Here is a 22,052-nt window from a genome sequence, read left to right as displayed (position 1 = left end):
GGGGTATGAAGCGGCAATTTTTGATGGTACAGCAGTCATTCTGTCTGGCTGAAGAAAACCTGATAAAAACACAGTCTTTGTGTATGGAAAGTGTCAGATATTGACCACGGCGTACGTTTGGACAGCGAGCAGGCTTAGTAAGCCACCACCTGACCATCTTTACGTGGGTCGGAGCCGCCCACGTAATGATTGCCCTGACGCAGAATCAGTTGTGCACCGCCAAAGGCGAACACACCGCTGCCGGGTTCAACGACGACTTCATGACCGCGCTCGCGCAAGGCCTGAACCAGCGCCGGATCGAAAGTGGGTTCTACTGCCACCCCACGGCCACCCGTCACGCGCCAGCGTGGGGCATCGGCGGCGGCTTGCGGGTTTTGGCCGTACAGCAGCACACGCAGCGCCATTTGCATATGGCCTTGCGACTGGAAGGGGCCACCCATCACACCAAACGACATTTGCGGCGTGCCATCGGCATTCATGGCAAAGGCCGGAATGATGGTGTGCGAGGGGCGCTTGCCACCGGCCACTTCATTCACATGGCCGGGGCGCAGGGTAAAGCCATGCCCTCGGTTCTGCAGGCTGATGCCGGTGCCGGGGACGACCACGCCGGAGCCAAAACCCATGTAGTTGGACTGGATCAGGGACACCATCATGCCGCTGGCATCGGCGGCGGTGACATAGACCGTGCCGGAGGGGCCGGGCAGGCCATGTTTGGGGTCCCCTGCCTTGTCCATCTGAATCAGGGCAGCGCGCTCGCGCAGATAGGCCGGGTCCAGCAGATGCTCGGGCTGGTGAATCATGTGCTCCAGATCGGCGTGGTGCTCGTACAAATCGGCAAAAGCCAGCTTCATGGCTTCAATGCTCAAATGCACGGTATCGATGTGATCCAGCGGTTGCTGACCCACACCGGCCTGCTCCATGATGCCCAGTGCCATCAAGGCGGCCAGACCCTGACCATTCGGGGGGATTTCATGAATGACCGATTGCGCAAAAGGATGGCTGATGGTGCCGCACCAGTTCGTGCGGTGCTCGGCCAGATCCTGCTCGTCCATGGCACCGCCATGCTGGCGGGAGAAGTCGGCAATGCGTTTGGCCAGCTCGCCGGTATAGAAGTCCTGACCCTGGGTGGCGGCGATGCGTTCCAGTGTGTTGGCCTGGTCCTGGTTCTGATACCACTGGCCAGCGACAGGGGCTTTGCCATCACGTAAAAAGGCTTCGGCAAAACCGGGCTGATCGCCCAGGCGTTGACGACCCAGTTCCCATAAGCGCGCGATCACGGGCGAGACCGGGAAACCCTCGCGGGCGTAATGGATTGCGGGGGCAGCCACCTGTTCCAGACTCAGACGGCCCAGCTTGCTGGACAGTTCGGCCCAGGCAGAGACCGCACCGGGAACGGACACGCTTTCCCAACCCTTGTCGGGCATGGCTGCATGACCTTTGAAACGGTCGGGCGACCAGGCACGAGGCGAACGACCGGAGGCGTTCAGGCCATGCAGTTCTTTGCCGTCCCAGACGATGGCAAAGGCGTCACTGCCTATGCCGCAACCCGTGGGTTCGACCACGGTAAGGGTAATAGCGGCCGCCAGGGCCGCATCGACGGCATTGCCACCCGCTTGCAAGATGCGCAGGCCCGCTTGCGCGGCTAAAGGGTGGGAGGTGCTGACCATGTTTTGGCCAAGCACCGCAGAGCGGGCGGATGGGTAGGGGTTGTTCCAGTCCATACAGTTGTCAGTCTTGTTCATTGAATCTGTATTCCAGTCAGTTGGATCAGGCTGTGCCAACGTGCGCTGTCCTCGCGGACCAGAGAGATAAACGCTTCTCGACTGGTGCTGCGGGGCAGATCCACGCCCAAGGTTTGCAGGCGTGAGCGTACGCTGGGGTCCTGAGCGGCATGGGTGAATGCCTCATAAGCTTTGTCACGGATATCATCGGGCAGGCCGGCGGGCGCATACAGACCAAACCAGGTAACTGACTCATAGCCCGGCAAGCCAGACTCCTGAAAGGTGGGCAAGTTCGGGGCCAGCGGCGAACGCTGTGGGCCTGTCACCGCCAGAGCACGCAATTGGCCGCTGTTCACATACGGCATTCCGGTGGGGATGGCGTCCAGTAAAACATGGATGGAGCCGCCCAGCATATCGTTAATGGCCTGACCAGTTCCCCGGTACGGAACATGCGACATGACGATATTGGCCTGATTCAAAAAGGCCTCGGTGCCCAGGTGCACGATGGTGCCATTGCCGCTGCTGGCGTAGTTCAGCTCATTGGGATGGGCGCGGGTGTACTCAATCAGTTCCGGCAAGGTGTGGGCGGGTACGGACGGGTTCACCAATAAGACGCTGGCGGCATCGCCCAAATGAGCGATGGGGGTGAAGTCTTTTTCTGCATCGTAGGGGAGGGACTTGTACAGATGCGGTGCAATGGCGTGAGTGCTGCTGGTGGTGAACAAAAGCGTGTAGCCATCGGGTTTGCTGCGGGCTACTTCGGCTGAGCCAATGGTGCCGCCTGCGCCTGTGCGGTTGTCCACGACAATGTTGGCGTTCATCGCCTTGGCGGCGCTTTCGGCAATCAGTCGGCTGATGACGTCGGTCGCGCCGCCGGTCGGGAAGGGCACGATCAGGCGAATGGAGCGATCAGGCCACTCGCTGGCATGGGCAGCCACGCTGCTGACCGCTAGAACGGCGCCCAACAGGGTTTGGGCAAAACGTCTCCAGGGGCGGCGGATCGAAGGGGACTGTGCGGTGTTTGCGATGTTGCTGAATGTTGTCATGGCTATCTCCTCAATCAGGAGATGATAGAAAAGGCAAAGATGCCGAACCAGCAACAAATAAGCAGGTCAGCATTGCTATTTTGGCAAGACTGACGGGTCTACTTCAAGCTGCGGCAACAACTCGTCCAGAAAGCGGCGAACAATAGCTGGCAAGCGGCGGCCAGCGAGGGCCTGTACTTCAATTTGGCGGTTCAGCAAACCGCGTTCATGGATGAAGCTGGCTTGCAGCAAACCTTGCTCAATCAGGTGACGAGCCGAGAGCAAGGCTGACACCGTCACGCCTGCGCCGGACAAGGCAAATTGATGCAGAGACTGCATGTGATTGCTGCTGAATACCGGGTCCAGACTCAGGTTCTGTGCGCTGCAGGCCACATCCATCATTTGCCGCACGGTGGTGTCCGGGCCGGGCAAGGCCAGAGGGTGTGCCAGAAGGCTTTTCAGGCTGATGCGTTCGGTACGGGTAACGGGATGGCCGGGAACCGCCAGGGCCATGACGGGGGCATCGCGGCGAAACAAGGTCTTGATGTCTTTTTCGGCTGTTTGAGTGAATTTGATGCCGATGTCTATCTGGCCGCTTAACAACAGCATGGTGATACGGTGTGGCGGCAGCACGTCCAGTTGAAAGCGTATGCCTTGATGCTTGTCACGGAACTGTGCAATGCATTGCGGCAGTAGCTGGGCGGCCAAACCTTCCGAGGATGCAATCCGGATCTGGCCAGTCTGCAGCCCTTGCAAGGCGGCAATATCGTGCAAGGTGCGCTCGGCATCCATGGCGCTGCGGCGGGCATGGGCCAGCAGCAGTTCTCCCGCCGCGGTCAGGCTCATGCCACGGGCATGGCGCTCGAACAAGGCCATGCCCAGGTTTTCCTCCAGCCCACTTATTTGACGACTGATGGCCGATGTGGCCACATGCAGATTACTGGCCGCTTGCGAAATAGAGCCACAGCGCGCGACCTCCTGGAAGTAGCGCAGTGCGGTTTCTTGGAGGTGGCGTGGGTTCATGCCAGACTGCCGCGCAGTTCGGCGGCAATCTCGTAGGAGCGCAGGCGCTTGTTGTGGTCAAAGATATTGGCGTTCAGCATCAGCTCGTTGGCTCCCGTTCGCTGAATGAATCCTTTCATCTGTTCAAGCACTTGCTCCGGATTGCCGATGGCCGTACAGCTAAGCAAGGAGTCCAGCAGATGCTGGGCCGGTGGGCTGCATTGTTCGTAGTAATCCCGCACGGGTGGCGGTAGCTGGCCGGGACGACCGCTGCGCAGGTTGACAAAGGACTGTTGCCAGGAAGAGGCCAGTAGCTTGGCTTCGTCTTGCGTATCGGCGGCAAAGACGTTGTAGCCCAGCATGACGTAGGGCTTTTCCAGATGCACGGAAGGCTGGAACTGACGGCGGTAAACCTCAATAGCATCCATCAATTGAGCAGGTGCAAAATGCGAGGCAAAGGCATAGGGCAAGCCCAGCGCGGCGGCCAGTTGAGCACCAAACAGGCTGGAGCCCAGAATCCAGACCGGCACATTCAGGCCACGACCGGGTACGGCCATGATGCGGTTGCGCGGCTCGTCGGACATATAGTCCATCAGCTCCAGCACATCGCGTGGAAACTGGTCTGGGTCGCTGTTCAGATTGCGGCGCAAGGCGCGGGCGGTTTCGGGGTCCGAGCCAGGGGCACGGCCCAGGCCCAAATCAATACGGCCAGGGTACAGAGAGGCCAGTGTTCCAAACTGCTCGGCAATGACCAAAGGGGAATGGTTGGGCAACATGATGCCGCCCGCTCCGACCCGAATGCGGCTGGTTTGACCGGCAATATGGCCAATCAGTACCGAGGTCGCGGCACTGGCAATACCAGGCATGCCGTGGTGTTCGGCCAACCAGTAACGGTGATAGCCCCACTGCTCGGCATGACGGGCAATGTCCGCCGAACAGCGAAAGGACTGGGCCGGGGTGGAGCCTTGAACGATAGGGGACAGGTCTAGGACGGAGAGCGGATAGCTTGGCTTCATGGCATCGGATTCAAATTGGACTCAGGATATAGTCAATCCATCGTTAGGCAGCGTCAAGTAAACCCATAGCATAGGCAAGGATGTTCAGATGAAAGAAACCAGTCGTCGCACCGTCAATCACTACCAGGACCATGCACAGGCCTATCGGGACGGCACATGGGACCACGACGTCAGCCAGAATCGCGATGCCTTGCTGGCGGCGATCGGCTTGCCGGGGCCTGTGGATATTCTGGACCTGGGCTGTGGGCCGGGGCGGGATCTGGTCGCTTTTCAGGCTATGGGACATCGTCCGGTGGGGCTGGATGGCTGTGCCGCTTTTGTGGATATGGCCCGTCAGCAAACTGGTTTGCCGGTATTGCATCAGGACTTTCTGGATTTGAATTTGCCCACTGCTGCATTCGATGGCGTGTTTGCCAATGCGGTGTTGTTCCATATACCCAGTGCGCAGTTGCCCGCTGTACTGACGGCTTTGCGGCATAGCCTGCGACCGGGTGGTGTGCTGTTTTCTTCCAATCCGCGCGGTCAGGGGCAAGAGGGCTGGAATGGTCAGCGTTACGGGTGCTACTACAGTTGGGAACAGTGGTTAGAGCGTCTGGAGCAAGCGGGCTTTGACTATATAGACCATTTTTATCGCCCTACAGACAAGCCCCCGCAGGAGCAACATTGGCTGGCATCTTTGTGGCGTGTGCCCGCTTGCTGATAAGCAAAATGGTGAATTCCTGACCTGGCTACTTAGTGTGTTGTTCTGTAAGCCTATTTTTTGCTCATACAGGGGTTTTCCCTATTTTTATGCACATCTTTTGTGGATAAGCCGGTTTTCAGCAAGCAGGGGTGTGCCTGAGGAAAAAAATGGTAAAGAATTGTCGATTCTCTGATCTTTGTTTTTAAGTGATTGATTGTGCAGGAATAAATGCAGTGATTCATGGTTTATCCTGTGACTTGTCCACATTTTATGGGGATAAGCGGGTGTTTCTTTTCGGGTTTGGCTGTTTTCTGTTCGCGGTTTTTAAGTTGCTGATACTACGGGGTGTTTTTCTGATTTGCCCAGTTTTTCCTATGAGCTATCCACAGTTTCCGGGGATAAAGTGGAACGCTTGACCAACTTGGGTTCATGTCCCTCCCAAGGCTATGATGCGCACTAGCAATGTTTACCCTTGGCGGCCAGTCCCTTCGGTGCTTTGCCTTTTAATTGAGGAGATTGAAACGTGGAAAAATTGCAAGCCTGGATGACAGAGTTTCCAGCTGTAGTCGCGATTGCGCTTAATGTCGTGATCGCTTTGTTGATTCTGATTATTGGCTGGTGGCTATCTGCTGTCGCCGGTCGAGCCATCAAACGGATGGCAACCCGCTCCCCCCGAGTGGATCCGACGATTGTGCCTATGGCCCAATCCGTGACAGTCTGGACGATTCGGGTTTTTGTGTTGATCGCCGTACTGGCGCGTTTTGGCGTACAGACCGCCAGTATTATTGCGGTGTTGGGTGCTGCTGGTTTGGCCGTGGGTTTGGCCTTGCAAAACACACTGCAAAATATCGCGGCAGGCATCATGCTGCTGATGTTGCGGCCCTTGCGTGCCGGTGAGTTTGTATCGGTAGTGGGTAAAGGCGATGGTACGGTGCAGGAAGTGGGTTTGTTCTTGACCCGCTTTGAGCAGGTGGATGGCATTCAGTTCACCTTGCCCAATAGTCTGATTTGGGGCAATCCCATCATCAACTACAGTCGTAATGCGACTCGTCGTTTGGACTTCGGGGTGGGCGTACGTTATGGCGATGATCTGGATCTGGCCATCAAGCTGTTGCAGGATCTGTTGAATGAACATCCGCAAGTGCTCAAGGACCCTGCTCCTGTGGTGATGGTCATGGAATACAAGGACAGCGTGATTACCGTAAATCTGCGTGCCTGGATCAGTTCCGCCGATTTCTGGGACGCACGTTTTGATCTGTTCCGCCGTGCGGTTCAGGTGTTGAATCAGGCAGGTTTGCAGACTCCGGTTCCCGTACGAGAAATCGTGCAATCGGGTGTTGAGAAAAAAGCGGCTTGATGTGACAGGCTCCAGGTCTGAAAGTCAGATCTGGAAGCGCAGTACGCAGACTTTTTAGCTAAGTCCAAGCTCAAGAAAAATGCCCCACGCCTTAAAACTTGTCTGCCACCGAGTCCAGGGCTTCGCGCAGCAGGCCGGCAATTTCTTTTTGGCGGGGCGCTGGCATGCGCTCGGTAATGGCCGTGACACTCATGGCCAGAATGGGGCGGCCTTTATGGTCGCACAGGGCGCAGCCCACACCCAAGGCACCGCGCACAGCGTAGTTGCCGACAACTGAGTAGCCACGGATACGGGTGTTGGTGACCAACTGGCGCATCTCGCGCTGAGTCATGCCACCGTACTGATCCAACTGATTGGCATTGCGTTCGATAATCTGCTCGATTGCTTCGTCTCCCAGTGTGGCCAGATAGGCCATACCCCCCGAACCCACGCCCAAAGGCTGACGCTTGCCTACATAAGTGGCCAGAATCTGTACCGGGTAGGGGCCGATTTCACGCCACAGGCTGACGGAGTCGTCGCCATCGCGGCCCACCAGAAAGACCGCATCGCCGGTCAGTTGGGCCAGCTCCTGCATGATGGGCTGCATGATGGTGACACGCGGGTCCAGTCCAAACAGGCCCTGATCCTGGCGCGTGGCGCTGTAGCGGCGACTATGGCTGCTGTTTTGGACCAGACCGTGATCGATCAGGGCGGCCAGCAGCCGGTAGATGGTGGGGCGCTGTAGTTGCGTGGCGCGCGACAGGTCGGTGACGCTCAGCCCTTTGCCTTGATGATTTTGCAAAGTCTTGAGCACCAGCAAGCCGCGTTGCAGGGTACGCGGCCCGGCCTGATCTTGCGGTTCTACGGTCTCGGGAGTGTTCATGCTTGAAAACAGCTCATGCTTACTGAAAAAGTAACTCAGTAAGAATATACGCCAGCCGAGAAAGTGTCCACTGTGTGATCGTTCATAAAAGACAATGCCCGCTGAGTGCAGCGGGCAAGCGGGTCAAAGCGCAAGCTTTATCGTTGCTCAGGGCCAGCCGATTCGTCTTTGCGCTGTTCAGGAATAGGGTGGCCCGCTGCTTTGGCGGTCTTGATCATGGCGGTACACAGGCCGCGCAACATATCCACTTCGTCCAGGCTGAGCTGAGCACGCCCAAATAAGTGCTGCATGCGCGGCAACAGTTTTTTGGGGTGTTTGGGGTCCAGGAACTTGACGCTCTCAATGGCCTGTTCCCAGTGTTGCAGCAAGGCCTGCACCTTGGCTTGCGGAGCCAGCTCTTTTCCAGGGTCAGCCTTGCCATCGGTATTGGGCAGCAGGCTGGCGCCGCTTTGCGCCAGCAGGGCGTAGCGCAATTCCCAGGCGGCCAGTTGCAAAGCCTGGGCGACATTCAGGGAGCTGTATTCAGGATTGGCCGGAATATGGCAGACATACTGGCACTGGCTGATGTGCTCGTTGGTCAGGCCCACGCGCTCGGTACCCAGCACAATGGCCACGGTTCCGGCGTGCTGGCGCAGGTGTTCACGGCTCAGTTCGGCCGTCTGGCGTATGTCGGCAGCCGGTGGTCCCAGGTAGCGGGGGCGGGCCGTCAAGGCAAAAGCCAGCGTGACCGGCTCCAGTGCATGCGCCAGAGTGGGAACAATGCTTGCTTGCTCCAAAACGTCCACGGCACCGCTGGCCAGCGAGATTGCCTGAGGGTTTTGTGCAACGTCCGGGTCTAGCGGGTCGACCAGACATAAGTCGCCAAAGCCCATGGTTTTGATCGCTCGCGCTGCTGCGCCCACGTTTCCAGGGTGGCTGGGTTGCACCATAATGAAGCGAACCCGGTGAAAATTATCATCAAATGCCGATGCTTGCGTCTGAGTCATTTAAAATAGCTACTTTGAAGCTACGCTTCCTGTGTCTGCTCACGCGATTTTACCCTGCAACAGGGCACGCCAGGCAGGCTCAATTATTGTTAAAAAAACGGAATTTCCATGCACCCGATGCTCAATACCGCCATCAAGGCGGCTCGCCGTGCCGGCACCATTATCTCTCGCGCCAGTCTAGACCTCCAGCACCTGTCGGTTGCGCGTAAAGGCCCTAAAGATTATGTCACGGAAGTGGATCGCGCAGCAGAGGAAGCCATCATTGAAGTGTTGAGCGAAGCCTACCCTGATCACGGCTTTATCGGAGAGGAAACGGGCGAGCGTCCTCCGCTGGAACCTGCAGGCGAAGGCACCCCTGAATACCAGTGGGTCATTGATCCGCTCGATGGCACCACCAACTTTATTCACGGCTTTCCGTGCTACGCCATTTCGATTGCCTTGATGCACCGTGGTCAGGCTGCCCATGCCGTCATTTACGACACCAACCGCAATGAAATGTTTACGGCCAGCCGTGGCGGTGGTGCTTTCCTGAACGACCGTCGTATTCGTGTGTCGGGCCAGACCCGTTACCACGATGCCTTGATCGGTGCGCACGTGCCCGATTCGGGTGCAGGCGTGAAACCCACCTCCCCATTTGCCGATATGCTGGCCGAATGTGCGGCTGTGCGTCGCGTGGGTGCAACGGTTTTGGATCTGGCTTATGTGGCTGCTGGTCGTCTGGATGGTTTCTGCGCCGTCAACCTGAAACCCTGGGATCTGGCTGCCGGTACTTTACTGGTGACCGAAGCCGGTGGCCTGGTCGGCGACTTTGAAGGTGAGCAAACCTGGAAAGAAACCGGCAATGTGATTGCCGCCAGTCCGAAGATCTTTATCCAGATGCTGTCGCACCTGCAAGATTAAGAACCTAGACCCCGGCTCCGCCGGGGTGTTCTTTTAGTCACAGCGCCAAGGAGCTGAGATGGAGTGGTTGATGGACCCGACCGTTTGGGTTGGGTTGCTCACACTGGTAATTCTGGAAATTGTGCTGGGCATCGATAACCTGGTGTTCATTGCAATTTTGGTCGACAAGTTGCCTCCCGCGCAGCGTGATCGCGCTCGTGTGCTGGGCCTGTCCTTGGCCCTGTTGATGCGTCTTGGCCTGCTGACGGTCATGTCCCATCTGGTGCAGTTGACTGATCCTTTGGTGTCCGTGCTGGGCTTGGATTTCTCGGGCCGCGATCTGATCATGATAGTGGGCGGCTTTTTCTTGTTGCTCAAGGGCACGCTGGAGCTGCACGAGCGCATTGAAAACCGCAGTGCTCACGCCTCTGGGTCGCGTATGTATGCCAGCTTCTGGGTCATCGTGGCGCAGATTGTGGTGCTTGATGCCGTATTCTCTCTGGATGCGGTCATTACTGCCGTGGGGATGGTCGACCACCTGCCTGTCATGATGGCGGCGGTGATTATTGCCATTGGCATCATGCTGGTGGCCTCCAAACCGTTGACTGCATATATCAACAGCCGGCCTACGGTCGTCATTTTGTGCCTGGGCTTTTTGTTGATGATTGGCTTTTCCTTGCTGGTCGAAGGCTTTGGTGTACATGTACCCAAGGGTTACTTGTATGCGGCCATCTCCTTCTCCATCCTGATTGAAATGTTCAACCAGTTGGCGCGTCGCAAGCTGCGTCTGTTGCAGGCGGGCCGCCCCATGCGTGAACGCACGGCTGAGGCCGTGCTACGCATGTTGGGCAAGCGCCCCGCCTCGGGAGAGGCTGTCATTGGGCCGGATCTGCCTGGGGCATCGGCGCAAATGGTGTTTGGTCAGGAAGAGCGCAATATGGTGAGCGGTGTGCTGACCTTGTCCGAGCGCACCGTGCATTCGGTGATGACGCCACGCAATGCGATTACCTGGGTGAATGTGCAGGACGACCCAGAGGTCCTGCGTGAAAAAATGACACAGGAACCTCATAGCATGGTGCCGGTGTGTCGCGGTTCGCTCGATGAGGTTATTGGCATTGGTCGAAGCAAAGAGTTACTGGCAGATCTGCTGATTCATGGTCATATCCGTGTGGACCAATTGCGTCAGCCGGTCTTTGTGTACGAGTCCATCGGGATTTTGGACTTGATGGAAACCATCAAACAAAGCCGCGGTCAGTTGGTTCTGGTAACGGACGAGTTTGGGGCGATTGAAGGGTTGGTGACGCCCTTGGATATTTTTGAGGCTATTGCGGGCGACTTTCCCAGCGAGGATGAAGCTCCTGATATTGTCCAGGAGTCTCAGGATCATTGGGTATTGGATGGCTCCACGGATTTGCATCATTTGGAACAGATGCTGGGCGTGGAGGGGCTGGTGGATGAAGAGGAAGAGTATGCCACCTTGGCCGGCTATCTATTGACACGGTTTGGACAGTTGCCCAAGGTGGGTGATGTCTGTGAGCTTGAACAGCATGATGCCGTGTATCGCTTCAAGGTTCAGGAGCTGGAAGGGCGTCGCATTTCCCAGGTCAGTCTGGAGCGCGTGCCCTACGATGATGAACAAATCGATCCCTTCTTGGCATCTTAATTTTTATTGGCTTTGATTCACACAACATGACCGAGCAAACCATTTATTTGTTGAAGGCCCTGTTTCTGGGGATTGTTGAAGGTATTACTGAATTTATTCCTGTTTCCAGTACGGCACATTTGCTGATATTGGGTTCGTGGATCGACTTTTCTTCGGGCGACGCCAAGGTGTTCGAGGTCGTGATTCAGTTCGGTTCGATTCTGGCCGTGGTCTGGATTTTCCGTGCGCGTCTGATTCAACTGATCATGGGAACCTTGCGCGGTGACCGCACCGAGATGATGTTCACGCGCAATCTGCTGATCGCGTTTTTGCCCGCTGCGGTGATTGGTGCCTTGACGATTCAATACGTGAAAGCCTTGTTTCATCATCAGATTGTCTTTGTGTTCACGCTGGTGTTGGGGGGGCTGTTGATGCTGTGGGTAGAACGCAAACCGCAGTATGCAAAGCACACGGCAGACAGCGATCAGGGGGAAACTGCCACCTCGCAAAAGGCCACGGCCTTTGCTTTGGAGGAGATCACCTGGAAACAGGCTTTGGTCGTTGGTTTTGCTCAGTGCATTGCCATGGTGCCCGGTACGTCGCGGTCGGGGGCGACGATTATAGGTGGCATGCTGGCAGGTATTCAGCGCAAGACGGCCACGGAGTTTTCTTTCTTTCTGGCCATGCCCACCATGTTGGCCGCCACGGTTTATGACCTGTATCGCAACGGTGCGTCCTTGAGCGCAGATCAGAGCAGCGCGATTATCGTGGGTTTTATTGCCGCGTTCTTTAGCGCACTGTTCCTGGTGAAAGCCGTGCTGCGTTTTGTATCCAGCCGTACTTATCGTCCTTTTGCCTGGTATCGGATTGCGTTGGGCGGAGTATTGTTTGTGTGGTTGATGACGTAGCCCTTTATCGCTTTAGAGGTTCTGAAATCCCCGCTTGGTTTATCTGCCAGCGGGGATTTTTCTTTTTAGGGAGGGTCGGTAAATACCGTCTTTTCACGCACATACTTTGTCTATCTATCTATCTATCTATCTATCTATCTATCTATCTATCTATCTATCTATCTATCTATCTATCTATCTATCTATCTATNCCTGCCTGGGTGGGTGTGGGGATGTGCGAAGGCGCCAAACTTGCTACGATGAACAAACGCAAAAAAGCCCGCAGAGTGGCGGGCTTTCAAGTATGTTTTTCCAGTTCCTAGCTTTGACATCTTTTAAGGAGATTTGCAAAACTTTGGAAGCGGTAAATTTTTTGGGGTGACCGATGGGGCTCGAACCCACGACAACCGGAATCACAATCCGGGACTCTACCAACTGAGCTACGGTCACCACTATTTACTGCTTTTTTGCTTCAGGCCTACTTTAAAGTGGCTGCGAAGTAAAAAATTTATTCTAGCATGCTTTTTTTAAATAATGCAACACCCATGCACGAATACGCCGACCCTGAGCCCTGCTTCGGTCTTGCCGGTCACGGCGTGACTCAGGTTTAATGATTTCCCCTCGTAATAGCAAGGAAGCGCGAAATGTCTCAATTATTCGTCGTTCATCCCGAAAACCCCCAACCCCGCGCATTGGCTCAAGCAGCAGAACTATTGGCTAAAGGAGGGCTGCTCGCCATTCCTACCGATTCCAGTTATGCCGTTGTTGCTCGTCTGGATGACAAGTCAGCGGCTGACAACCTGCGTCGTTTGCGTGGCTTGGATGACCGTCATCATCTGACCTTGCTGTGTCGTGATCTGGCTGAGATCAGCCACTTTGCCAAAGTGGACAACCCGCAGTATCGACTGCTGAAAATGGCCACCCCTGGCCCGTGGACTTTTATTCTGGAAGCCACCAAGGAAGTGCCGCGCCGTGTGTCGCATCCTTCGCGCAAAACCATTGGTATTCGGGTGCCCGACCGGAAAGTGGCCCTGGCCTTGATGGAGCAAGTGGGCAGTCCTCTGATTTCCACCACCCTGATTCCCGACGGCGAAGACGAGCCCTTGAACGATGCCCAGGACATTCTGGACCGTTACGCCCATCAACTGGCGGCGGTTGTCGATGGTGGGCCGTGCCCTTTGCAGGCCACTACCGTCATCGATTTGACGGGACCCACGCCCGACGTGTTGCGTCGAGGCTCTGGTGATCCCTCTACCTTGGGCCTGTCTTGACCCCCTGACTGACACAAAACTCGCGTCCAAGTGCGTATCCGTGTTTCAATTCTGAACCTTGGGGCAGCAGTCGCTGTCCCAATCAGACGGGTTGCGTGTGGGTGGCTTAGCCTATTGTGAATAGACCCACGGCCCGGACCCAAGGATCACCATGGACTCTTTTATACAGACCTTGACGGTCTATGCTTTGCCTGTCATTTTCGGCATCACGCTGCATGAAGCCGCTCATGGCTATGTTGCGCGTATGTTTGGCGACCCTACGGCCATGCAGGCCGGTCGCATCAGCCTGAACCCACTGCGTCACATTGACCCTATCGGGACCATTGTGGTGCCTGCGGTTCTTTTGCTCTCCAGCGCCATGATGGGCATGGGCGGTATTCTGTTTGGCTGGGCCAAACCCGTCCCTGTGGATTGGGGGCGTTTGCGCAATCCCAAACGGGACATGCTCTGGGTTGCCTTGGCCGGCCCGGCCTCCAATATGATGATGGCTATTTTGTGGGTTCTGTATGCCCATTTGATGGTCAAGATCGGTCAGGGTGACAGCCGCTTCTGGATGGGCATGGCGGTGGCCGGTGTGCAGGTCAACCTGGTTTTGATGGCACTGAATCTGCTGCCTTTGCCGCCTTTGGACGGTGGGCGCATTGTATTTAGTCTATTGCCTAACCGTTGGGCCTATCATTATTCTCGTATCGAGCCTTACGGCATGATCATTCTGATCTTGCTGATGTTTACCGGTGTGCTCTGGACACTGATGAGTCCTTTGATTGCACTGGGCGAAGGCATATTGAAATGGTTCTTATGATTTAACGGCTTATCCGTTAAACTTGTGAGTCATATTTTTTTTGGGCTATAGGGCCTTAAACCCGGAGATTCATCTCATCATGGCAAGTTCGGACTCTGCTATTTCCAATTTTCAGGGCAGTATGGTGGCCCTTGTTACACCCATGGATCCCAATGGGGGTCTGGATTTTGCCGCTTACCGAAAGTTGATCGACTGGCACATTCAGGAAGGAACACGTGTGCTGGTGGTTGTTGGAACCTCGGGCGAATCGCCTACGGTGTCGGTGGATGAACACGCTGAACTGATCAAGGTTGCCGTGGAGCACGCTGCCGGTCGTGTTCCTGTGATCGCTGGTGTAGGCGGTAACTCCACCCGTGAGGCCATTGAGCTGTCGCGCCACGCCCAGGAAGTGGGTGCAGACGCTGGTTTGTCGGTGGTGCCTTACTACAACCGTCCCACCCAGGAAGGCATGTACCAGCATTTTCGCGCGATTGCCGAAGCGGTCAGCCTGCCCCAGTTTCTGTACAACGTGCCTGGTCGCACGGTAGCCGACTTGCAGAACGATACCGTTCTGCGTCTGGCTCAAATCCCCAACATTATCGGTATCAAGGACGCAACGGGCGACTTGGCTCGTGGTGGCCTGTTGCTGCGTGATGTACCGGAAGACTTTATTGTGGTCAGCGGTGATGATCCTACCGCTGCTGCGTATATCTTATTGGGCGCCAAAGGTAATATTTCTGTGACGGCCAACGTGGCCCCACGCCTGATGAGCCAGTTGTGTCAGGCTGCCCTGGATATGGACGTACCGACGGTACGCCGTTTGAACGCCTATCTGGCAGGTTTGAATAAAAACCTGTTTATTGAGGCTAACCCCATTCCCGTGAAATGGGCCGTTGCAGAAATGGGCCTTACTCAACTGGGATATCGTTTACCATTGACGCCGTTAAGTACACAGCATCACGAATTGCTGCGTCAATCCTTGAAACTTGCGGATCTTCTTCCATGATTGCTAAGCCAGTTAATAAAAGCCTGATCGGGCTGTCTTTGAGCCTGTTGGTACTGTCGGGCTGCTCGACAATGGACCAGATTATGGGCCAGGGCGAGTCGGTGAATTACAAGAGTACGGTTGCAGGCGATCCCTTGAGCATTCCGCCGGATCTGACTCAGGCTAACCGCGACGCACATTACCGTGCGCCAGAAGGGGCCACGTCTTATTCGGTCTACTCGCAAGGTCAGAGTGCGCAGCAGCTCAAAGGCGGGGCGGATGATATTCTGCCTCAGTCCGACGTCATCAAAGTGATGCGTGACGGCGATCTGCGTTGGCTGGTGGTCGATCGGCCCGTGGAAGACCTGTTCCCTCGTATTATCGAATTCTGGGGTGATCATGGTTTTACCATTCAGTCTCAAGATCCTCGCGCTGGTTTGATCCAGACCGATTGGGCTGAAAACCGTGCCAAGATTCCAGAAAGCTGGATTCGCAGTGCCTTGGGTTCCATCATTGACCAGGTCTTTGACAGTGGTGAACGAGACCGCTTCCGTACCCGCTTTGAGCGCGTCGGCAACAAGACAGAAATCTATGTGTCTCACCAGCATATGGAAGAAACACCCACGGCAGACGGTACCGCCTTTAAGTGGGTGTTCGCCAAAGAAGATCCCGGTCTGAATGCCGCCATGCTGGCTCGCATGATGGTCTTCCTGGGCTCGGATATTGAAACCGCACGTGAACAAGTGGCCAATGCCACCAAAGATCCTGCTGGCGTTCAAGTCCAGACCTCAGACAAGGGCGATCAGGCCGAACTGACGCTCAACGAGTCCTTTGATCGTGCATGGCGTCGTGTTGGCGTGGCCATCGACTCCGCTGGTTTCTCGGTGGAGGATCGTGATCGTTCCACGGGTGAGTTCTTTATCCGCTATCTGGATTCGGATACGGGCGAGAAGATCGAACAGCAAAACATCATTGGCCGCATCTTTGGCAGTCGCAACACCGCCGAAGCCACACCATTCCGCATCAAGCTCAGTGCCCAAGGTGCAGGTACTCGTGTCACGGTGCTGGATCAGCAAGGTCAGGAACAGACGACGGCGACAGCCAAGCGCATTATCAATGTGCTTTCCACCAATCTGCGCCCCGGCAACTGATTGTTATAAGCTGGCCTGCGGGCCGTCTGGAAAAAACCCTGGTTTCATGCCAGGGTTTTTTTTATGCCCTTGATCTGCCCTGAATGGGTTTGATACGGTTTCAAGTCTAAAAAGGCATGTCAATTGGCATCAAGCGTCAAACGCAGCCAGTGTGGTTGCCGCCTGGCTGTTAGTCTGTCCTGGGTTCGGTTGACACTTTTTTCCTTTGGGCGAAGGAGAGGCAACTGGTGGGATTTGTCCTGAAAGGGGAGGGCTGTTCTTGTGTGGGCTGCTTGAAAGGGGCCACTTTTTATTTTGTGAGCCGAGTGAATCTTTATCGAGCAGGGCTGGACTTTCTCTAAAACAGTAAAGATAATAGGAACTATTATCATTTGCTGTGTTTAAGGAGTGGCCCATGCTGAAATCGTTTTATCGTAACGGTTTAAGTTTTTGCCTGCGCATGCTGCGTGGCTCACAAGCCTCTGCTCATGCTCCTTCAGAGCCGGGTGCTCGTGTGCTGGCCATGATCGAGGCCTTGCCTCGTCGCCGCCGCGAAGCCTTTGTGCTGCACCGCTTTGAGGGCCTGAACTACAAAGAAATCGCGACTCGTATGGGCACCAGCCCTCGGGTTGTTGAGCACTATATCCGTATGGCCATGCTGGCGTGCCGCCACAACCCGGCACCAGTCGATCGGATGGACGGGGCTGTGCCGCGTCCGGCTGGTTCGTATGTCTAAGGACGAACACATGCAGCACATCGATGAGCAGGCCTTGAACTGGCTGCTCAAACAGCATGACCCCAAACACCAAGGCGACGCCCGTAGCCAGGCGGCATTCCGCGCCTGGCTGTCCATTGACCCTCAGCATCAGGCCGCTTTCCTGCGTTGGAAGCTGGAGTGGGAAGCCATGGATGGAATCAGCCAGGAGCATTTGAGCCGTTTGCGTGCGAGCTCCCAGCAAGCCGCCAGTGCGGCAGGGCAGAGAGTATGGTGTCGCCGCGTGCTAAATAGTTGCGTGGACATGTGGTCTGCCAACCCTGCCTTGCGTTTTGCTTTGGGTGGGGCGGTATGTTTGCTGCTAGGTGTGGCGTTTTTGGGCAGTATCGGTAGCTATTTTCTATAAGCCTTGTACAAAGTGTCTAGGTCTTATCTCCCCAAGGTGAACGTAGGTATTGCGCAGCTTGCTGGATACGCTCATCCAGCGTTGTGGCTTCCAGTCTTGGAATGACACCCAGGCAAGGGCCCGGCAGATAGTCATGCAGCGTTTGCAGATTCTCCTTGGCATAATTCATCTCCGGGACTATGTGGTTGGCGACCCAGCCCAGAAAGCTCAAGCCACTGGCGCGTATGGCTTGAACGGTCAGCAAGGCATGATTCAAGGCCCCCAAACGTAAACCAACCACCAAGACTACAGGTAGCTGCAACGCCTGTGCCAAATCTACCCCCGTGTGCCCTTGTCCCAGGGGCAGCATGAAGCCTCCCACTCCTTCAACGATTACATAGTCGGCTTGTATTGCCGCTGCATGAACCGTTTTTTGGATCAGAGCCGGGTCTAATTCGACTCCTGTTTGCTCAGCCAGAATGTGGGGTGCCGCAGCGGGCTTAAACAAGTACGGTGTCAGTGTTTCCGGATCAGGTTTCAGGCTGGAGTGCCGGGCCAGCGCGTCTACGTCTTCGTTATGCAGACGGCCTTCTATTTCCTCGGCCCCCGACGCAATAGGCTTGATGCCCAGCGTGCGTGCACCGCTTTGGCTTAGTAAGTGGAGCAAAGCCGAGCTGACCAGCGTTTTGCCAATCTCCGTATCGGTGCCCGTCACAAAGCAGGCCCTCATGCGTATTCCTTCAGCAGACGACCCAGGCCATTCAGGCAATGCTCCACTTCTTGTGTGCCCCATAGATAGCCGGGCATCAGGTACACGGTATTGCCGATAGGGCGCAGCATCAGCCCTTGTTGCAGGGCTGAGCGGTAAAAGCGTCGTGCAAAACCCTGGTGATCGTAGCGAGCCGGGCCCGTGTCCAGGTCAAAGGCCCAGATCACCCCGCAGCGGCGCAGATGCTGCATCCTGGGATACTGTCGATTCAGTTTTTGCAGGCCGTCATCCAGTGCTTGCCCCAGCGTTTTTTGCAGCTCGTAGACAGGGTATTGCTCAAACAAGTCCAGAGTAGCCAGCGCGGCGCGGCAGGCCAGGGGATTGCCGGTGTACGAATGAGAGTGCAGAAAGCCCCGGCGCAAGTCTTGATCATAAAACCCTTGAAAAATCGTGGGGCTGGAGAGCACCACGGACAAAGGCAGCGTGCCGCCGGTAATTCCCTTGGACAGGCACAGCAGATCAGGCCAGATACCTGCCTGCTCGCAGGCAAAGAAGGTGCCGGTACGCCCGCAACCCACGGCAATCTCGTCCAAAATCAAATGTACGTGATAGCGGTCGCATAGCTCACGCACACCGCGCAGATAGTCGGGTGAATGCATGTTCATGCCAGCCGCACATTGCACCAGCGGCTCCAGAATCACGGCGGCAATGTCCTGATGGCTCTCCAGAATCTGTTTCAACGACTGCAGTGCGTTTGTGGTGACCTGGTGGTGTTCGTCCGGGCTATGGGCCTGGCGCAGATCGGGGCTGGCTGCGGTGTATTGCTGGCCCAGTTGCGAGCCGTAGCTTTCCCGGAACAAGGGCACATCGGTTACGGCCAGAGCACCCAGCGTTTCGCCGTGGTATCCCTGTGCAATGCCTACAAAACGGTGCTTGTGCTCCTGGCCCTGGTTGCGCCAGTAGTGCACGCTCAGTTTCAAGGCAATTTCCACTGCAGAAGCGCCGTCGCTGGCATAAAAAGCATGGCCTAAGCGATGGCTGCTCAAGGTGGCCAATCGTTCGGAAAGCTGCACAACCGGCTCATGGGTCAGGCCGCAGAGCATGATGTGATCCAGTTGCTGGACCTGATCGCTAATTGCCTGCACCAGATGCGGGTGGCTATGTCCAAACAGATTCACCCACCAGGAGCTGATGGCGTCCAGGTAGGCGTTGCCGTTGGCATCATACAGCCAGGCGCCCTGGGCGCGCTTGATCGCCAGTAGCGGTACGCCTTGATCGTGATGCTGCATCTGAGTGCAGGGATGCCAGACCGCTTGCAAGCTGCGTTGGGCCAAAGGAGGGAGAGAGTTTGAGTTCATGGCAAATCACCGTAAAGAGTGGGCGGCTTCCTGTAGTGCCTGGACCAGTTTTTCAATATCCTGATGCCGGTGGGCGGCAGACAGGGAAATGCGTAATCGGGCTTGATGGCGGGGAACGGTGGGCGGGCGTATGGCCGGTGCCCAAATACCTTTTTGAAGAAGCGTTTCGGATAGCTGCAAAGCAGGTTCCACCTCGCCCATCAGCAGGCTTTGCACGGGTGTGTCGGACGGCGCCAGACGCCAGGGCAGGTCCTGGCTCAAGGTTTGCAGCGTTTGGATGTGTTCTTTCAACAAGGCCCGCTGGGGCTGAGCTTGTTTGATCAGCCGTAGGCAAGCCAGCAAGGAAGCGCAATGTGCCGGTGCCAAGCCGGTGCTGTACACATAGCTGCGGGCGGATTGCGTGAACCAGTCGGCCAAGTTATGGGAGCAGGCAATAAAAGCGCCGCCTTGCCCGGCTGCCTTGCCAAAAGTCCCCAGATAAATCAGACGCCGACGTTGTGTGGCCGTGAGCTGGAAAAGCTCAGGCGCACCGCGCCCGTTTTCGCCCAAAATGCCCAAGCCATGTGCATCGTCCAGATACAACAAGGCATCGTGGCGTTCGCATAAGGTGATCAGTTCATCGACCGGGGCTATTGTCCCGTCCATGCTGAACAGGCTGTCCGAGATCACCAGCTTGAAGCCCGGCGTTGGTCTGCCGAGTAGATTATCCAGCCGTGCCATATCCCTATGGGGATACACACGTAAACGAGCACCGGATAGACGGCTGGCATCAATCAGGCTGGCGTGGTTCAGCCTGTCACAGAAGATGGTGTCGCCCGTGCCGACCAGCGCGGGAATGACACCCAAGCTGGCTTGGTAGCCGCTGACAAAAAGACGGCTGGCCTCGAAGCCACTCCAGTCTGCCAGATCCTGCTCCAGTGCCTGAGCCAGCGCATGATGCCCACAAATGAGTGGGGAGGCCGTGGCTCCGGCTACATCTTGTGCTGCCAGCAGTTTGAGTTGTGGATGCTGACTAAGGCCCAGATAGTCATTGCCGGCGAAGTTCAGCACGACCTGAGCATTGCGCTCGATATGCGCGTTCGGCAAGGGACGGCTGATGGCTCTTTGTCGCCACAGCTTCTTGGTCTTCAAGGCCTCCAATTGCTGATCCAGATGAGTGAGAAAAGCACTCATGATTGAGCAGCCCGGTATTGAACCAGCAAGCGGTTCCAGCCCCGATAGGCAGGGAGTTGAATGCGCTCTCCTTGAGCCAATTGCAGGCGAGGTAGCAAAGGCAGAAACTGCTCAAGTACCAGTTTTGCCTCCAACTGCACCAAACCGGCTCCCAGACAATGATGAATTCCATAGCCCATGGAGAGCTCGGCCTGATTGTCGCGGCTGAAGTCCAGCTCGTCGGGATGGGCAAACACCTCCGGATCCCGGTTGGCAGCGCCCAATAGCAATAGCAAGAGTTGTCCTTTGCGTAAATGCTGGCCGTGCCAGTGTTGGTCCTGCATCAAACGTCTGGCCGTGTATTGAATCGGGCTGTCGTGACGCAGAACCTCCCTGATCGCGGCGGGAATTTTTTGTGGATTCGATAGCAGTTCCTGCCGCTTTGTGGAGTCGCTTAGCAGAGTCTGAAACAGTGAACTGAGCAGATGCCGGGAGGTTTCATAGCCCGCAAAAAGCAACATACAGGACTGCGCCAAACGCTCGCGCCTGCCGTGCAGAGAGAGCTGCTCGTCATGCAACAGTCGCCAGGCCAGCCCACCTTCTTGCAGATTGATGGTGTTACCCAGAAAGTCGGCCATCTCCAGCAAAGCGTCCTGCGTATCCATCAACAAAGGTAGATCCGGTGTCGCTAGGCCAATGAAACGTGCCAGTTGCTCTGACCAGGCCTGAAAAACCGATAAGGGTAGCTGCTGCAAACCGAGTACATCCATCATGACCAAGGCGGGGAGCGGGCGACAGACCTCATCAACCAGATCCGCAGAGCCGTGCCGCAGTTTGTCTTTCAAACCAAGATGGATTTGCGCAGCACGACTCTTGATCGTGTCGTGCAAGGATTCCAATGCCTTGGCGCTGAAAGCTGCATTCACCACCCGCCGGACGCGTGTGTGACGGGGGCGATCCAGAAAAACCAGTGTCCGGGCCATCAAGCCCTTGAAGGTTTGCAGACGCGGGGAGGGGGCAGCGCCCGCCTGAGCTACCCACCCGCCGACACGCCGCACACTTAAATCAGGATCACGCAGGGCGGCTTGTACATCGCTATGCCTATGAACCAGCCAAGCCCCACCGCAGAAATCCGCATCCCACACCAAAGGCGACCCCTGGCGAAGGCAGGCATAAGTCGGGTAGGGAGACGCAAGCTTGAAATCGCCAAACATGACACCGTTTCCTGAAAACCAAAGCCAGCGCAGGCTAGCACTTGAGCCGGAAAGAGGCAGTCAGGAGATTGTGTCTATTAATTCTTTCAGGGTGTTTTGGTGGGATTAGAAAGTGGTTTGAGGTTTATGGAGGCTGTTAGGCTAATTTGTGTGACTATTTTTTACAATAAAATTGATCAGTGGATTTGAAGCGATTGAGCTTTCCTTGTAGAACCCTTTTTTCTATGGTTTTGAAATTTCATTTAAAATCAGATGCTTATAAAGTTGTCAAAAAAAAGGGTTTGGGAGGCAAA

At 56.0% G+C, this 22,052-nt stretch carries 21 protein-coding genes and 1 tRNA gene; 11 read left to right on the top strand and 11 right to left on the bottom strand.

The genetic code is table 11. The features are described 5' to 3' along the window. Window positions 1-134: 134 nt before the first annotated feature. The 4 genes from ACDI13_RS05720 to ACDI13_RS05705 all read right to left on the bottom strand — a co-directional run bounded on the left by ACDI13_RS05720 (window position 135) and on the right by ACDI13_RS05705 (window position 4,764). Complete coding sequence (locus ACDI13_RS05720; protein WP_316991010.1) at window positions 135-1,742, bottom strand: gamma-glutamyltransferase family protein; 1,608 nt, start codon at window positions 1,740-1,742, stop codon at window positions 135-137. Continuing rightward, window positions 1,739-2,767 (bottom strand): tripartite tricarboxylate transporter substrate binding protein, encoded by a 1,029-nt coding sequence (locus ACDI13_RS05715; protein ID WP_316991011.1) that lies wholly within the window; start codon window positions 2,765-2,767, stop codon window positions 1,739-1,741. Before ACDI13_RS05715 ends, ACDI13_RS05720 begins: the two co-directional genes overlap by 4 nt. 75 nt (window positions 2,768-2,842) lie before the next feature. Continuing rightward, a complete protein-coding gene (locus ACDI13_RS05710; RefSeq protein ID WP_316991012.1) occupies window positions 2,843-3,769 on the bottom strand; it encodes a LysR substrate-binding domain-containing protein in 927 nt (308 codons plus the stop codon). Further along, the gene (locus ACDI13_RS05705; RefSeq protein ID WP_316991013.1) at window positions 3,766-4,764 is read right to left on the bottom strand and encodes an LLM class flavin-dependent oxidoreductase; all 999 of its coding nucleotides are present in this window, start codon (window positions 4,762-4,764) and stop codon (window positions 3,766-3,768) included. The genes ACDI13_RS05710 and ACDI13_RS05705 overlap by 4 nt, the downstream gene beginning before the upstream one ends. A gap of 88 nt (window positions 4,765-4,852) precedes the next feature. On the opposite strand from ACDI13_RS05705, the gene ACDI13_RS05700 reads away from it, so the two are divergent. Together ACDI13_RS05700 and ACDI13_RS05695 are read left to right on the top strand one after the other, a co-directional pair. Then, entirely contained in the window at window positions 4,853-5,464 is a 612-nt protein-coding gene (locus tag ACDI13_RS05700; RefSeq protein ID WP_316991014.1) for a class I SAM-dependent methyltransferase, read from the top strand. 526 nt (window positions 5,465-5,990) lie between these two features. Continuing rightward, entirely contained in the window at window positions 5,991-6,803 is an 813-nt protein-coding gene (locus ACDI13_RS05695) for a mechanosensitive ion channel domain-containing protein (protein WP_316991047.1), read from the top strand. 91 nt (window positions 6,804-6,894) lie between these two features. Here ACDI13_RS05695 and ACDI13_RS05690 read toward each other — a convergent pair whose 3' ends face one another. Then, window positions 6,895-7,665, bottom strand: a complete 771-nt coding sequence (locus ACDI13_RS05690) for an IclR family transcriptional regulator (RefSeq protein WP_042483953.1) — start codon at window positions 7,663-7,665, stop codon at window positions 6,895-6,897. Window positions 7,666-7,802: 137 nt separating this feature from the next. Further along, window positions 7,803-8,651, bottom strand: coding sequence for an RNA methyltransferase (locus tag ACDI13_RS05685; protein ID WP_316991015.1), 849 nt, complete (start codon window positions 8,649-8,651; stop codon window positions 7,803-7,805). 108 nt (window positions 8,652-8,759) lie between these two features. Between ACDI13_RS05685 and ACDI13_RS05680 the strand changes: the two genes are divergently transcribed. Genes ACDI13_RS05680 through ACDI13_RS05670 form a run of 3 tightly spaced genes read left to right on the top strand, consistent with a single transcriptional unit; the run spans window position 8,760 to window position 12,080 of the window. Next, the gene (locus ACDI13_RS05680; protein ID WP_035270898.1) at window positions 8,760-9,551 is read left to right on the top strand and encodes an inositol monophosphatase family protein; all 792 of its coding nucleotides are present in this window, start codon (window positions 8,760-8,762) and stop codon (window positions 9,549-9,551) included. Window positions 9,552-9,609: 58 nt separating this feature from the next. Further along, the gene (locus tag ACDI13_RS05675) at window positions 9,610-11,193 is read left to right on the top strand and encodes a TerC family protein (protein ID WP_316991016.1); all 1,584 of its coding nucleotides are present in this window, start codon (window positions 9,610-9,612) and stop codon (window positions 11,191-11,193) included. A 26-nt stretch (window positions 11,194-11,219) separates the two neighbouring features. Continuing rightward, window positions 11,220-12,080 carry an undecaprenyl-diphosphate phosphatase gene (locus tag ACDI13_RS05670; RefSeq protein WP_316991017.1) on the top strand — a complete coding sequence of 287 codons (861 nt, stop codon included), beginning with the start codon at window positions 11,220-11,222 and terminating at the stop codon, window positions 12,078-12,080. Window positions 12,081-12,433: 353 nt separating this feature from the next. Here the strand turns inward: ACDI13_RS05670 and ACDI13_RS05665 are convergent. Continuing rightward, window positions 12,434-12,509: transfer RNA gene (locus ACDI13_RS05665), tRNA-His, on the bottom strand. Window positions 12,510-12,703: 194 nt separating this feature from the next. Here ACDI13_RS05665 and ACDI13_RS05660 point away from each other — a divergent pair. The 6 genes from ACDI13_RS05660 (at window position 12,704) to ACDI13_RS05635 (ending at window position 17,347) form a co-directional block, all read left to right on the top strand. After that, window positions 12,704-13,330, top strand: a complete 627-nt coding sequence (locus ACDI13_RS05660; protein ID WP_316990984.1) for an L-threonylcarbamoyladenylate synthase — start codon at window positions 12,704-12,706, stop codon at window positions 13,328-13,330. A 151-nt stretch (window positions 13,331-13,481) separates the two neighbouring features. Beyond that, window positions 13,482-14,132: a site-2 protease family protein gene (locus ACDI13_RS05655; protein ID WP_316990985.1), complete on the top strand. Its 651-nt coding sequence runs from the start codon at window positions 13,482-13,484 to the stop codon at window positions 14,130-14,132. 79 nt (window positions 14,133-14,211) lie between these two features. Further along, window positions 14,212-15,117, top strand: coding sequence for a 4-hydroxy-tetrahydrodipicolinate synthase (dapA, locus tag ACDI13_RS05650; RefSeq protein WP_316990986.1), 906 nt, complete (start codon window positions 14,212-14,214; stop codon window positions 15,115-15,117). Next, window positions 15,114-16,247, top strand: coding sequence for an outer membrane protein assembly factor BamC (gene bamC / locus ACDI13_RS05645; RefSeq protein WP_316990987.1), 1,134 nt, complete (start codon window positions 15,114-15,116; stop codon window positions 16,245-16,247). Before dapA ends, bamC begins: the two co-directional genes overlap by 4 nt. Before the next feature lie 394 nt (window positions 16,248-16,641). Further along, the gene (locus ACDI13_RS05640; RefSeq protein ID WP_316990988.1) at window positions 16,642-16,962 is read left to right on the top strand and encodes a sigma factor-like helix-turn-helix DNA-binding protein; all 321 of its coding nucleotides are present in this window, start codon (window positions 16,642-16,644) and stop codon (window positions 16,960-16,962) included. Between the two features lie 10 nt (window positions 16,963-16,972). Continuing rightward, window positions 16,973-17,347, top strand: a complete 375-nt coding sequence (locus ACDI13_RS05635; protein WP_316990989.1) for a DUF4880 domain-containing protein — start codon at window positions 16,973-16,975, stop codon at window positions 17,345-17,347. A 16-nt stretch (window positions 17,348-17,363) separates the two neighbouring features. Here ACDI13_RS05635 and bioD read toward each other — a convergent pair whose 3' ends face one another. From bioD to ACDI13_RS05615, 4 genes are read right to left on the bottom strand one after another with little or no spacing between them, the layout of a single operon-like run. After that, the gene (bioD, locus tag ACDI13_RS05630; protein WP_316990990.1) at window positions 17,364-18,056 is read right to left on the bottom strand and encodes a dethiobiotin synthase; all 693 of its coding nucleotides are present in this window, start codon (window positions 18,054-18,056) and stop codon (window positions 17,364-17,366) included. Further along, window positions 18,053-19,393, bottom strand: coding sequence for an adenosylmethionine--8-amino-7-oxononanoate transaminase (bioA, locus tag ACDI13_RS05625; RefSeq protein ID WP_316990991.1), 1,341 nt, complete (start codon window positions 19,391-19,393; stop codon window positions 18,053-18,055). Before bioA ends, bioD begins: the two co-directional genes overlap by 4 nt. 6 nt (window positions 19,394-19,399) lie before the next feature. Next, on the bottom strand, window positions 19,400-20,566 hold the full coding sequence (locus tag ACDI13_RS05620) for an 8-amino-7-oxononanoate synthase (protein WP_316990992.1): 1,167 nt from the start codon (window positions 20,564-20,566) through the stop codon (window positions 19,400-19,402). After that, window positions 20,563-21,759, bottom strand: a complete 1,197-nt coding sequence (locus ACDI13_RS05615) for a cytochrome P450 (protein ID WP_316990993.1) — start codon at window positions 21,757-21,759, stop codon at window positions 20,563-20,565. The genes ACDI13_RS05620 and ACDI13_RS05615 overlap by 4 nt, the downstream gene beginning before the upstream one ends. Window positions 21,760-22,052 lie beyond the last annotated feature (293 nt).

Source organism: Alcaligenes faecalis, assembly GCF_041521385.1.
Taxonomy (GTDB): domain Bacteria; phylum Pseudomonadota; class Gammaproteobacteria; order Burkholderiales; family Burkholderiaceae_B; genus Alcaligenes; species Alcaligenes faecalis_E.
This window is presented reverse-complemented; position numbering and strand designations above follow the sequence as displayed.

Bases quoted from the DNA above. Each gene is read 5' to 3' on its own strand.
- ACDI13_RS05675 (WP_316991016.1), top strand. From the start codon at position 9,610: ATGGAGTGGTTGATGGACCCGACCGTTTGGGTTGGGTTGCTCACACTG.
- ACDI13_RS05655 (WP_316990985.1), top strand. From the start codon at position 13,482: ATGGACTCTTTTATACAGACCTTGACGGTCTATGCTTTGCCTGTCATT.
- bioD (WP_316990990.1), bottom strand. From the start codon at position 18,056: ATGAGGGCCTGCTTTGTGACGGGCACCGATACGGAGATTGGCAAAACG.
- ACDI13_RS05695 (WP_316991047.1), top strand. From the start codon at position 5,991: ATGACAGAGTTTCCAGCTGTAGTCGCGATTGCGCTTAATGTCGTGATC.
- ACDI13_RS05685 (WP_316991015.1), bottom strand. From the start codon at position 8,651: ATGACTCAGACGCAAGCATCGGCATTTGATGATAATTTTCACCGGGTT.
- ACDI13_RS05660 (WP_316990984.1), top strand. From the start codon at position 12,704: ATGTCTCAATTATTCGTCGTTCATCCCGAAAACCCCCAACCCCGCGCA.
- ACDI13_RS05680 (WP_035270898.1), top strand. From the start codon at position 8,760: ATGCACCCGATGCTCAATACCGCCATCAAGGCGGCTCGCCGTGCCGGC.
- bioA (WP_316990991.1), bottom strand. From the start codon at position 19,393: ATGAACTCAAACTCTCTCCCTCCTTTGGCCCAACGCAGCTTGCAAGCG.
- ACDI13_RS05715 (WP_316991011.1), bottom strand. From the start codon at position 2,767: ATGACAACATTCAGCAACATCGCAAACACCGCACAGTCCCCTTCGATC.
- ACDI13_RS05615 (WP_316990993.1), bottom strand. From the start codon at position 21,759: ATGTTTGGCGATTTCAAGCTTGCGTCTCCCTACCCGACTTATGCCTGC.
- ACDI13_RS05640 (WP_316990988.1), top strand. From the start codon at position 16,642: ATGCTGAAATCGTTTTATCGTAACGGTTTAAGTTTTTGCCTGCGCATG.
- ACDI13_RS05700 (WP_316991014.1), top strand. From the start codon at position 4,853: ATGAAAGAAACCAGTCGTCGCACCGTCAATCACTACCAGGACCATGCA.
- ACDI13_RS05690 (WP_042483953.1), bottom strand. From the start codon at position 7,665: ATGAACACTCCCGAGACCGTAGAACCGCAAGATCAGGCCGGGCCGCGT.
- ACDI13_RS05710 (WP_316991012.1), bottom strand. From the start codon at position 3,769: ATGAACCCACGCCACCTCCAAGAAACCGCACTGCGCTACTTCCAGGAG.
- ACDI13_RS05635 (WP_316990989.1), top strand. From the start codon at position 16,973: ATGCAGCACATCGATGAGCAGGCCTTGAACTGGCTGCTCAAACAGCAT.
- ACDI13_RS05705 (WP_316991013.1), bottom strand. From the start codon at position 4,764: ATGAAGCCAAGCTATCCGCTCTCCGTCCTAGACCTGTCCCCTATCGTT.
- ACDI13_RS05670 (WP_316991017.1), top strand. From the start codon at position 11,220: ATGACCGAGCAAACCATTTATTTGTTGAAGGCCCTGTTTCTGGGGATT.
- ACDI13_RS05720 (WP_316991010.1), bottom strand. From the start codon at position 1,742: ATGAACAAGACTGACAACTGTATGGACTGGAACAACCCCTACCCATCC.
- ACDI13_RS05620 (WP_316990992.1), bottom strand. From the start codon at position 20,566: ATGAGTGCTTTTCTCACTCATCTGGATCAGCAATTGGAGGCCTTGAAG.
- bamC (WP_316990987.1), top strand. From the start codon at position 15,114: ATGATTGCTAAGCCAGTTAATAAAAGCCTGATCGGGCTGTCTTTGAGC.
- dapA (WP_316990986.1), top strand. From the start codon at position 14,212: ATGGCAAGTTCGGACTCTGCTATTTCCAATTTTCAGGGCAGTATGGTG.